At 30.3% G+C, this 12,634-nt stretch carries 5 protein-coding genes; 2 read left to right on the top strand and 3 right to left on the bottom strand.

All coding sequences use genetic code 11. From position 1 onward, the window contains the following. Positions 1 to 32 precede the first annotated feature (32 nt). Positions 33 to 6,530 carry an alpha-2-macroglobulin family protein gene (locus H601_RS16035; RefSeq protein ID WP_026710336.1) on the bottom strand — a complete coding sequence of 2,166 codons (6,498 nt, stop codon included), beginning with the start codon at positions 6,528 to 6,530 and terminating at the stop codon, positions 33 to 35. 128 nt (positions 6,531 to 6,658) lie between these two features. Between H601_RS16035 and H601_RS0104175 the strand changes: the two genes are divergently transcribed. Beyond that, on the top strand, positions 6,659 to 7,348 hold the full coding sequence (locus H601_RS0104175; RefSeq protein ID WP_026710335.1) for a tetratricopeptide repeat protein: 690 nt from the start codon (positions 6,659 to 6,661) through the stop codon (positions 7,346 to 7,348). 52 nt (positions 7,349 to 7,400) lie between these two features. After that, on the top strand, positions 7,401 to 8,756 hold the full coding sequence (locus H601_RS0104170) for a UDP-N-acetylmuramate--L-alanine ligase (protein WP_026710334.1): 1,356 nt from the start codon (positions 7,401 to 7,403) through the stop codon (positions 8,754 to 8,756). 84 nt (positions 8,757 to 8,840) lie between these two features. On the opposite strand, the gene H601_RS0104165 is transcribed toward H601_RS0104170, so the two are convergent. Continuing rightward, the gene (locus H601_RS0104165) at positions 8,841 to 9,422 is read right to left on the bottom strand and encodes a DUF1287 domain-containing protein (RefSeq protein ID WP_026710333.1); all 582 of its coding nucleotides are present in this window, start codon (positions 9,420 to 9,422) and stop codon (positions 8,841 to 8,843) included. Between the two features lie 85 nt (positions 9,423 to 9,507). Continuing rightward, positions 9,508 to 12,591, bottom strand: coding sequence for a WD40/YVTN/BNR-like repeat-containing protein (locus H601_RS0104160; RefSeq protein ID WP_026710332.1), 3,084 nt, complete (start codon positions 12,589 to 12,591; stop codon positions 9,508 to 9,510). Positions 12,592 to 12,634: the final 43 nt, after the last annotated feature.

Here is a 12,634-nt window from a genome sequence, read left to right as displayed (position 1 = left end):
AAATCTGCTTCAGTCATGGAGCAGATTTTTTTTTAATCTACACTTATTCTATTCCCTTTTGTATGATTGCTAAATTCAGGAGCATACATACTTTGTATTGTTGTAATTCCTGAAGAAACGTTACCTTTATTGTTTATTTTGACATCGTATTCTAATTCATAACGTCCTTTTGGTATAATGTCAAAAAAGAAATTTGTTGAAGCATCTTTAGTTGATTTATAATATTCTAAACTATTTTCCCAGCTATAGCCAGAGAGCACATCAATTGGCTCAAAAGCAGAAGTTCTCATGTCTTTTAAATGCACAAACTCCATATTTTCATCAGCATTTATAAATAATTTAATAGTAATAATATCACCGACTTTTAATGAAGTAGTATTTGTTATTTTCTCTAAAGTCTGACCTTTTTTTACATACATTTCTTTTATTACGTTTAATGGATTATTTTGTCCATCTTTGATTTTTTCCAATTCTTCAAAATATTGCCAATATATCCCACCAATTCCGGGTGTTATGGATTTATTATCAATTGAAATAACATAGAAATTGGAATTAATTTCATCTTTACCAAAATTCAATTTTATATAACCCGTTTCAGATTCCATTTCAGATTCTGAAATTTTTTTTGTCAAGATTTTTTCAGAACCTATCTTAATTTTTGTGTTATTTCGAATTGATATCCAATTTGTGTTTCCTTGTAATAAAAGAGCGTAAATAGCTTGAGTAGTTGATTTGGTTGTTGACCAGTGATTAATTTGTTTGTTTTTTATCAGCCATGTTTTCATTTCATTGATAGATTTTTCATCATTCTCAATTTCATGAAAAGCTTCAATAAGAAGAGATTGAGTTTCAATAGGTGATTTATGCCATTCCCAACTGGATGTATTCTCAATCCAATACATACCCCAATCCTCATTTGTTGATGAAGTTTCTTTAAGCGAATTTATTATTTTTTTTGCCGTTGTTTTTTCGCCAAATCTATTTAAGACTAATGCAGATAGACCTTTTTCAAATAATGTTTTTTCTATCCAATTTGATTTTAATTCTTTCAAATAAGTATCTGTTATTATTTTTAAACTATCCGAAAGTTCAATATCTTTTAAATAGAAACTTCTAGCATATAAATAATGTAGTTCATCATTTTTTATTGGAAACCAATCTGTTTTTGATTTTATCTTTTGTTTATACTCTTCCATTATTTTTTTATCCATGTATATTATGGCTTTTTTTGTTACATTATCTGTTTTATTGTCTAAAGTTGGGATAATCTTTTTTAACTGTCCAAAACCTGAAACAAGATAACGAGTAATGTAGAAATTTTCGGGACCTCCTTCAAACCATGAAAAACTTCCATCTTTATTTTGTTTTTTAATTATTTTATCGAGCGTTTCAGTAATTTCACTGCTCAATTTTTCTAATTCAAAAAGCGTAGCCAGATTTTTCTTTTTTATTTCTTCATTTTCCGCATCTCTTAGCCAAGGTGATTCGTGAATTAAAATTGATTTTAACTCTTCATTTTGATTTAATTTCGATGTATTTTGAGTTGTGTTTTTCCATTTATCAAAAACCTGTTTAATGTTAGGGTTTTGATTCATTATTTCTGTTGCTACACAATTAGAGAAAAATCTTGAAAAAGTTTGTTCTGAACATTCAAAAGGATATTCCATCAAATACGGTAAACTTTGAATAGCCAACCACGTTGGATTTGTACAATATTCTAATGTTAATTGATGATTTTGTAAAGTATTTGACGTATTGTTTTTTAAATTTTCTAAAACAAATTCTTTTTTTGAATTACCTTTTACCCAAATTGGAATTGATTCTGTTACAAGAAGATTATTGGTCAAAACAGGTAATATGTTTTCTTCGCCATCTGAAAAATTACCTGATTTTGCAACAATTTTATAATGAATGCTTTTACTATTTTTCGGGATGATAATTGTCCAATCGACTTTAGTGCTACTTTTAGGATTAACTGAAAATTCTTTTAGCGATTTTGATTGTATTGTACTATTTTCAATTAATTGCATTGATTCTGCATCATATAATTGTAATTGAGTTAACCCTTCTTTTTGATCATTGGTAAGATTAATAATTTTAGTTGAAATGGTGATAGTATCTTTTTCTCTAAAAAAACGAGGTAAATTGGTGGAAATCATAAATTCCTTTTGAGTAACCACCATCTTTTCTAAATATCCAAGTTTTGCCTCTTTTGTATGAGCTAATAGTCTAAATTTCCATTGCGAAAGTGATTCTGGGGCTTCGAATTCAAATGAGATGTTTCCATTTTTATCAGTTCTAAGATTGGGATAAAAAAAGGCAGTTTCATTGAATTTTTTCCTTGTTTTAACTTGAGTTAATTCCGCTATGCTTTTTTTAGTTGTAATGAAAACAACTCCGTTTTTTGCATCATTTCCATATTTTTTTATTACTTCCGGATCTTTTTTAACCTCTATACTTAAAACATTTTCAGAAATTATTTCTACTACTTTTTCAATGGAATTTAAATCATATAGCACCCCATCTACAACAAAAAGAGTAATATTTTCTTTGCCAAAAGTAGAGTATCCTCTTATAATTTTTTTTGTTTCAGATTCAGTTGAATTAATTTTTTCTTGAATATTTACTCCTGGTGCTTTTCCTTTAAGTTCTTGAGTTATTTTTGAATAAGATTTCTCATTTATTTCGTCATCAGTAACCATTGAAACAGCATATCCTAAAGCTTTTTTTTCTCTTTTTATTCCTTGACTTGCTACGGTAACTTCATAAAGGCTGTTGTCGTCCTCTAATACAATTTTAATAACATTTTTATTATTAGAAGTGAAAATTTTATATTCAGCATCTTTATAACCAACAAAACTTATCTCAATTATTTCGTTTACTAAACCCTCAATTTCAAAATAACCGTCAAAATCGGTTGATGTTTCACGGGAACTATTTTTGATTCTTATTGTTGCTCCCGGAAGTGGCATTCCTGAAATATCAAAAACTTGTCCTGATATAAGAAATGTGTTTTTTGGTCTAGAAGATGTTGCTTTTTTCTTGTTGTAAAAGCTATTAGAAAGATAATTTTTATACATTTCGAAGGTAAGACCAAACCAAAATAAATCAATAGAGTTATTTTTCAATTTTAAATATGGAAGTTTTGTTGCAATAGATTCGAAATTTACATATTGATTTTCTACATCTATTGCATTTCTTTTATTTGGATTAAAATAGGAAAATCTATCATAAAAATTACTGTAACTCCATTGACTATTAATAAATTGGTCTAATGATTGGTCATACATTGTAGCCAATACTTCTGCTATCGCAGAATTATTTGAATCTTTAATTGTAAAACTCCATTTTTCCTTCGTACTTGGTTCAAATTTATAATTCATTGTCCCAACATCTACAGTCAAAAATTGATTTTTTAATTGAAAATCAAAAATCGAATTTTCAGAAAATAAACTACTTTCAAAATAGGTGTCCATTCTTAATGCAAGTTTTTTTTCTTTGGTGTAATTAAGAGGTATACGTATTTTTTTTTGATAATTGTTTATTTTTTCATGATGTTCACTAATAATTGAATTTGTAGATTCTACTTGAAAGGTAAAATAGAGTTCAGCCACAACACTATATAATTCTACTTCGATAAAATTATCTATTAACATGGAGTCTTCATTTATAATTTTATAGGTAAAAAGTTTATTTTGAATTTGATTTTCTCCATGAATGACTTTAAAGTTTTTTGTTTTTTCGATGTGATACCCATTTTTATCGGTACAATAAAAATGAAGTTTATAGTTTCCCGGTTTTAAATTCTTTAAAAAATCTAAATCAATCTCTTTATTGATTTTAGTATCAACTGTCTGTGAATAGAGAAGTTGAGCTTCGTTTTCTGAATTTGTATTTATTTTTTCATAAGGAAAAAGTTGTTCAAATTCTTCATTGGAAATTAAAGGTATTTCAGGGAAATAATTAGCTGATTTAAATTTATTGCTGAATTCTTCAATCAAATAAAAATCAATTTTACCTTTACATGGAGTATCTTCATAATTTAGATTGGTGCTACTTAATTTTAAATTGTTTTTTTTACTTGTATTTACAATTTCATTTAGTGATGCATCTAATATTAGAGAATGATGGGCAAGTTTAATACTTGTTTTGGTTGTTTGAGTTTCTCCATTAATATCCGTTACCTTGATTTGAATTACATAATTATAAATTGGAAGAAATTCTTTTTTAATTGTTTCATCTATGGTTGCATGAAATGAAATGTTAAAGTTTCCCTCTTCATCAGTTTCTATATTTTTAGATAATAATTCAGTTTCGTTTTTTCTGTTAAATTGGTTATGATAACTACTAAATCGGTAAATTGAGTAGGAAACAGTTGCATTAGTTAGTGGAGCTCCGGAAAACATTGATGCATTTCCTTTGATAGTAATGTTATCTTCTAATGAATAGTTTTCCGTTACGGGGTTAATTTTAATTTGAAAAGTAGGCTTCTTATACTCCTCAACTTGAAAGGATAAACTCGAATTTTTTAAATCGTAATTTTCAAAAAAAAGAGATTCCTCCGCATTTAGTTTTTCCGGTTCTTCTACATTAATATAAAAAGTTCCGGTCAAGCTATTTTTTGGTATTTCAAACTCAAAATCAAATGAACCATAATCGTTTGTCTTAATTTCAAATTCTTTAATCGTTGTATTTGAATCTTCAATTTCAATTAAAAATGTTTGGTTTGGTACAATTGAATCTCCATTGATTTCTTTTTTTATTGCTATTCCTTTAACAAACATCTTTTGTCCAGGTCTATAAATTTCTCTATCAGAGAAAAAATTAACAATAACAGTTTTCTTATTTTTATCTTGACTTGTATGTTGAAAGTTATTATGACGATTAGCAAACTGAATTAAGGTGTCTTTTTCATTAATTGCCATTATTTTGGTATTGATGTAAGATTTTTTGCTCGATTTGCTTTTAATTATTTTCACAATACCAAATTTATCTGATTGATATTGAGTTGAATCTATTGTGATTTGAATCGATTTTAGTGGCTCACCAGTTTTTCTATTTACAATTTGATAATTATCATACAAATTATGGTTTTCTGTTATAATTGCAAGATTACTAACTGTAATAAAGCTATGATTAATAACTGTTTTGTTTTCTGAATCATTTTTATTGGCTGAGAAAACAATGATATAATGACCGGTTTCTAATTGAGGTAGAACGATTTCAGTGGAATACAAAAAATGTTTTTTGCCTTGTTTTAAAGTATATTTTTTTTGAGCTATTAATTCTTTGTCTTTACAATAATCTAAAACTAAATCGTCAGTATATTCAACATCCCTATTTTTAAAACTCAAATCTAAAGGGGCTCTGTAAATTTTTATTTGAAGACTGTCAATGTTCTTGTAATTTACTTTAACACGCGTGTTTTCATTACTATAAAGGAGTGATTTATGTTCAAAAGCAAGATGTTTATTTGTAATAGTGTTTTTATATTCAATTGCTTTGTTATAATAATAGTTGTTTTTTTTCAAATTTATTACGCTGTCTAGCTTTTCAAGTGCTATTTCATTAAAATTTATTTCTGAATTTTTTGAAGCTCTTTCATGATAGTAATCGGCTTTTTCTAACAAAATTTGTTGAATAAGTTCAGGATCTTTGGAAGATGTTTGAATGGAATCAAGTTTGCTTAAATAATTTGGGTCTAAATAATTTAATTTTTTTTCAATAAATATTATTCGCTTTACGGTGTAACTTTTATGATTAGGATATTCATTTTCTAATAATTGGTACAATTTTAAAAGTAGTAACAAATTAGGATTTTCTATTTCATTAAAATTCGTAGAGTTGAAAAAGTTAATGTTATAATCGTTTTTATTGGCAAATAATTTAAAGGTGTTGCTATATAAATAGTTATCATTGTCTTTAGATAATAGTTCAATATATTTTTCAGACAAAAACTCATGTAGATTTTTATTCTCTAAATAACTTTTTCTTTCAAAATCTAATATTTTTTCAAATACATCAAGTGGTGTTTTCTTTAGAAAGGTTTTATTTTTAATAAAATCCTCAATAATTTTATTTCTTTCTATTAAAACTTCTTCTGAATTCCATTTTATGATTGGATGGTTAAAATTATTTTTGGAATTAAAATTTGGTTTTCTTCCGTAACTAATTTTTTCAGCATATCGGGTTAACGCTATACAATAAATATAATCTAAAATAGTTTTACTTGTATTGGATACATTTTTTCTGTCTTTTTCTATTTCTTCAATTATTTTATAAAAAGCATCTTCTTCTAAACGTTGAATATATTTTGCTCGATAAAAAAAAGTTTTAATTAATTCCGTTTCATTTTTGTTTTTTTTTGACTTTAAATAAATATCATTTACCTCTTTAAAAGCAGATTTTATTTGATCATCTGACTCAAATTCAATAACTTTTTTCCATTTTTCATCATATTTTTGAGTATATGAATTTAAAGTAAAAAAAATGATTACAATCAGGAATATCTTTTTAAAGAAGTTTTTCATATAACGTTCTGTAAAGTTAGCAAATCAGTTTAACAACCTTTTAGTCAACAATATACTACATTTTTTTAAATAAAACTTAAATTTTCTCAAAATCACAAACAAATCTTTATTTTTGAATTTATTTTGCCATGAACATTATATTCATTTTATATTCATTTATTTCTGTGTTTTTAATAGAGCACAATGATTTTGAAAAAGCAGAACAATTATTCCAAAAAGAAAAATTTTTGGAAGCTAAAGTGTTGTTTGAAAATTATTTAAAATCAAATCCAAATCATACTAAGACGTTAGAATATTTAGGCGATATTTCAGGAAAAGAAAAAAATTGGGATGATGCGATTCTGTATTACAAAAAGATAAAAATACAATTTCCAAAAAATGCCAATTATCTCTATAAATATGGCGGTGCGTTAGGAATGAAAGCCAAAGAATCTAATAAATTCAAGGCACTAGGAATGATTGACGAAATTGAACAATCTTTTTTAACTGCGGCTAAATTAGATGAAAAACACATCGATTCTCGTTGGGCACTCGTGATGTTGTATATTGAATTACCCGGAATTGTGGGTGGTAGCGAAACGAAAGCCCAAAAGTATGCCGATGAATTGATGAATTTGTCTAAAGTAGATGGTTTTTTAGCCAAAGGTCATATTGATGAATACTTTAAACGATATACAAAAGCGGAAGTAAATTTTAAAAAAGCCCATGAAATTGGCAACTCTAAAACAACCTTTCAAAGGTTATTCAACTTGTATAAAAACAAAATGAAACAACCTCAAAAAGCCGAAGAATTAAGAAAGAAGTTTGAAAGTAAATAATTTTGTTGTTAAGCGACCAATTACCCATTACCAATAACCCATTACCATAAAAATGAGAACCCACTTTATCGCCATAGGCGGAGCCGCCATGCACAATTTAGCACTTGCCTTGCATCATAAAGGATACCACGTTACCGGAAGTGACGATGCTATTTTTGAACCTTCCAAATCACGTTTATCAAAATTCGGATTGTTGCCGGATGAGATGGGATGGTTCCCTGAAAAAATCACATCCGATATTGAATCAATTATTCTCGGGATGCATGCCAAAGCCGATAATCCTGAATTGTTAAAAGCGAAAGAATTGGGGTTAAAAATTTATTCCTATCCGGAATTTTTATACGAACAATCCAAAAATAAAACCCGTGTGGTAATAGGTGGTTCACATGGGAAAACGACCATTACTTCGATGATTTTGCACGTCATGCATTATCACAATATTGAAGTCGATTATATGGTAGGAGCACAGTTGGAAGGTTTTGATACGATGGTCCATCTTACCGAGAAAAATGATTTTATCGTTTTAGAAGGCGATGAATATTTATCCTCTCCAATTGATAGACGACCCAAATTTCATTTGTATCAACCCAATATTGCTTTGCTTTCAGGTATCGCTTGGGATCATATAAACGTGTTTCCGACATTTGAAAATTACGTTGAACAATTTGAAATATTTGTCAATCAAATTACCAAAGGAGGAATATTAGTTTATAATGAAGAAGATGAAACGGTAAAAAAAGTAGCCGAAGAAACGACCAACACTATACGAAGATTGCCTTATCAAACACCCAATTATTCTGTAGAAAATGGTACAACCTATCTTGATACTCCAGAAGGACCCATGCCCATTGAAGTATTTGGGGCTCATAATCTAAACAATCTTGCTGGGGCCAAATGGATTTGCCAAAATATGGGTGTCGATGAAGCCGATTTTTACGAAGCCATTGCCAGTTTTAAAGGAGCCTCTAAACGATTAGAAAAGATTGCAGATGGGAAAGGAAAAGTAGCCTATAAAGATTTTGCTCATTCGCCCAGTAAAGTTTCAGCTACCACAAAAGCCGTTAAAAATCAATATCCCGATAGAAAATTAGTAGCTTGTTTAGAGTTGCACACGTATAGTAGTTTGAATGCTGAATTTCTAAAAGAATATGAAGGAGCTTTGGATGCTGCCGATGTTGCGGTGGTTTTTTATTCACCCGATGCAGTCAAAATAAAGCAGTTAGAAGAAGTGACTTACGACCAAATCGCACAATCTTTCAAACGAAATGATTTGATTATTTATACCAATCCAACTGAGTTTAAAGACTTTTTATTTTCAGCTAATTTGGATAATTCTGCTTTATTATTAATGAGTTCTGGGAATTATGGTGGTTTAGATTTTGAAGAGGTGAAGCAATTAGTCAATTAGACAATTAGCCAATGTGTCAATTAGTCAATGATGGATTAATTTGCTGAATTAATTGACACATTGACTAATTGGCACATTGCCACATTAACCTCCGTAACGAAAATGCCCCACAATCTTCCAACTAAACAAACAATCTTCCAAAACTTGTCCGCCACCCACATTGTGAACAATCAAATTGCGTTTGCCATCGGCAGATTTTTTGTGTGTCACAATTCCAATATGTGGCAATTTATTGTTAATCATCCAAGTTACTAAATCGCCTGTTTTGTAGTCTGATGGGTTTTGAGTGACCGCTAATTTTTCTCCTTTTCGTTCAAAAAAAACTTCAAGATTTGGAACTCTACGATGGTCGATATTTGTATCCGGTTTTTTTAACCCCCATTTTTTTAAGTTTGGATAGTTGGAGAAATTGGCTTTCAAATCTTCATGTACTTCTTTTTGCAAATCGATTCCTAATTTTCGATAAGCTCGAATTACGACATCCGTGCAAACGCCTTTGTCTTTTGGTACATCACCATTTGGATATTTTATACTTACATAAGATGGATCATAGGTTACTTTGTCTTTGGTTAATTCAATAGCCGCTTTTGAAAGTTTTAGTTGAAACGTCTCATGCAAAAATGAACTACTTAAAAAGAGACAAATAAATAGGAATGTCGTTTTCATCTTTTTTAATTTGAAAACGTAAAAGCTTTTTAAATAGTATAAAAAAAGCCCCTTTCGGGGCTTTGATAGTAAAGGAACAATTTAATTATTGTTCTTTCAAGAATTCTTCTTTTGTTTTCAAAGCAAAAGGAATACCTTGTTGAGTAGCTTGCTCAATCAATTTGTTTTTATATTTCACTTTTAACGCTTCAAAACCGGTTTGAGCCGTTTTGTATAAATCCATCACGTTTTCAATATTTGCTTTTTGTGAAGGCGAAGGAGCGTCAAACTGTGAAGCAATAGTTGCATAAATGGTACTTAATTTTTCTCTTAACTGCGGTTCTGCTGCACCAACATACATATCTCCGGTAGTTACCACCATTGTGTTTTTTAGCGAATTAAATTCAGAATCGATTTTACCGTTTGTTTTTTGAGCTTTAGGATTTTTCTCGATGATTTTAGCATTCAAAGCAATCAATTCATCAAGCTCATATACCATGAAGGCTAATGTTTCATTTCGATCAAAAAGTTCTTGGGTGATTTTTGCTTGTTGTTTTCTGTCTTCCGATGAAATGACACTTTTCGGGTCATAAATTACCTCAAATTCTTGTTCGAATCGTTCACTTCCTTTCGTTAAAACTACTTTATATTTACCGGCTTGTACTCTTGGAGATGTAAATCCGCCGAAACTTAATGTTTTTGCAGCGGCAATTTTAGGATTCTTGGTATTGAAACTCCAAGTTACAATATTAATCCCTTTTTGTTTGCCAGGAATTAAGGATACAATTTTATTTCCTTGTAAATCTTGTACTTCCATTTCCATTTTTCCAAAAGTGTGTCTTTTTTTCAAATAATAAATGAATTGAGCAGATTCATTTGGATTTGGTCCAACAAATTCAAGTTCGGATGCAGTACCGCCAAAACTTGATTTTTCACTCATTACAAATGGTTTTGAGATAAAAAAGTGGACCTCTTTTTTGAGAACTTCCGGATTAATTTGTCTTAAAGGACTGATATCATCTAAAATAATGATTCCTCTTCCGTGAGTAGCTAAAACCAAATCATTTGTTTTTGGATGTAAATCAATATAATGTACAGCAACTGCCGGCATATTATTTTCAAATTTTGACCAGTTTTTTCCACCATCAACCGTAATGAAAAGTCCTGTTTCTGTTCCTAAAAACAATAAATTTGGATTTTTATAATCTTCTTGAATATTTCTGGCAAAACTATCAATATCAGCAGTAGAAATGGATGTCCAAGTCTTTCCAAAATCACTTGTTTTATAAACATAAGCGGCGTAATCATTTTTAGAATGACCATCAAAAACAGCATATGCAGTACCTTCATTAAAGACACTTGCTTCTATATGGTAACACCAAGTGTTTTTAGGTAAACCTTTTACATTCACCGTTACATTTGTCCACGTTTTTCCGCCATCTCTGGTGATTTGAACATTACCGTCATCTGTACCTGCCCAAATTACATCTTTATTCAAAGTTGATTCTGCAATGGTAAAAATAGTACAATGATTTTCTGCTCCTGAATTATCCACTGATAAACCACCGGATTTTTCAGTATTGGTTTTGTTAGGATCATTTGTAGTTAAATCTCCCGAAATTTTTCGCCAAGTTAATCCCATGTCATCGGAAACATGCACAAATTGACTACCTGCATAAATTCTATCCGGATTATGATGTCCGGTTACAATAGGCGTATTCCAATTAAAACGCAATTTTGGGTCACCTTTTTCAGCTAAAGGTTGAATTGTTTTTAATTCTTTTGTTTCCAAATTGTATCGCCAAATGTTTTCGGCACCTTGCATTTCACTGTAAATGATTTTTTTGGTTGGATGTTTCAAAACACGGAAACCATCTCCGTATCCTACACTGTGCCAATCTCTAGCTTCAATACCACCATCACTTTTACTTGGGCCATACCAAGAACCGTTATCTTGCAATCCACCATAAATATTATAGGGTTCTTCATTATCCAAACTTAAATGGTAGTATTGAGAAAGCGGAAGATTTTTTACAATATCTAAAGTGTTTCCGGAATCCCAGCTGCGGTATAAACCACCATCAGTTGCTACATAAATTCTGTTACTGTCAAATAAATCAACCGTAATATCATGTATATCAGCATGCATACTTCCTAATGACTTAAAAGATTTTCCACCATCTCTACTGATAGAACCTCGTAAACCGGCTTTATAAACAATATCATGATTTCTCGGGTCAACCGTAATTCTTGAAAAATAGAAAGGCCTTACTACCAATTCGAAATCACTATTTAAATGTTTCCATGAACTACCACCATCTTCAGAACGGTATAATCCTTTATCTTTAGCTTCTTCTGTTTCTAAAACAGCATAAAGTATTTCCGGTTTTGAAGGAGCAGCGGCAATGGCGATTCGACCTAACTGACCCTTTGGAAATCCATTGTGAATTTTATTCCAAGTTTTACCTCCATCGGTTGTCTTGAATAAAGCGGAATTATTTCCACCTGAATTAAAAGACCAGGCCGTTCTTCTGAATTCCCAAAAACTGGCATACATCGTATCGGGATTTTTAGGATCTATGACTAAATCAGCACAACCCGATTTTGCATCAACATACAATTGTTTAGCCCAAGTTTTACCACCATCAGTGGTTTTGTAAATTCCTCTTTCTTCACTGTCACCCCAAAGTGCTCCTAAAACACCAACCCAAACTACATCACTATTTCTTGGATCAACCACAATCGAAGTAATTCGGTCAGATTTTGGTAAACCCATGTTGGTCCAGTTTAAACCACCATCAACCGATTTATAAATTCCGTTTCCTATTGAAACACTATTTCTGGTCCAAGGTTCACCTGTTCCTACCCAAATTACATTATCAGGATTATTTGGATCAATTGTCACACAACCAATAGATTGTATATGTTTGTCAAAAATTGGAGAAAATGAAGCTCCTCCATCGGCACTTTTCCAAACTCCACCACCGGCAGCACCAATGTATAGAATTTTATTATTTGTTGGATGATTTGCAATATCAGAAATCCTTCCGCTCATGATGGCCGGTCCAATTTGTCTGGCTGATAAATCACCATACAATTCTTTTCCTTTCAAAACAATTTCATCTTGAGCTTGAGCTGTAAAAAGGGAACAAAACCCCAAAATGAGTAATGACGTATTTATTTTTTTCATACAAAAATGATTTAAAAAATCCCCAAAACGATGGGGATTTCAT

Origin of the sequence: Flavobacterium filum DSM 17961, from assembly GCF_000425465.1 — a bacterium.
In the GTDB taxonomy this organism is placed as follows: domain Bacteria; phylum Bacteroidota; class Bacteroidia; order Flavobacteriales; family Flavobacteriaceae; genus Flavobacterium; species Flavobacterium filum.
The sequence above is the reverse complement of the archived record's forward strand: the minus strand, read 5'-3'. Positions and strand labels throughout refer to the sequence as shown.

Excerpts from the sequence above, each read along its gene's own strand:
- H601_RS0104170 (WP_026710334.1), top strand. The coding sequence starts at position 7,401 with ATGAGAACCCACTTTATCGCCATAGGCGGAGCCGCCATGCACAATTTA.
- H601_RS16035 (WP_026710336.1), bottom strand. The coding sequence starts at position 6,530 with ATGAAAAACTTCTTTAAAAAGATATTCCTGATTGTAATCATTTTTTTT.
- H601_RS0104175 (WP_026710335.1), top strand. The coding sequence starts at position 6,659 with ATGAACATTATATTCATTTTATATTCATTTATTTCTGTGTTTTTAATA.
- H601_RS0104165 (WP_026710333.1), bottom strand. The coding sequence starts at position 9,422 with ATGAAAACGACATTCCTATTTATTTGTCTCTTTTTAAGTAGTTCATTT.
- H601_RS0104160 (WP_026710332.1), bottom strand. The coding sequence starts at position 12,591 with ATGAAAAAAATAAATACGTCATTACTCATTTTGGGGTTTTGTTCCCTT.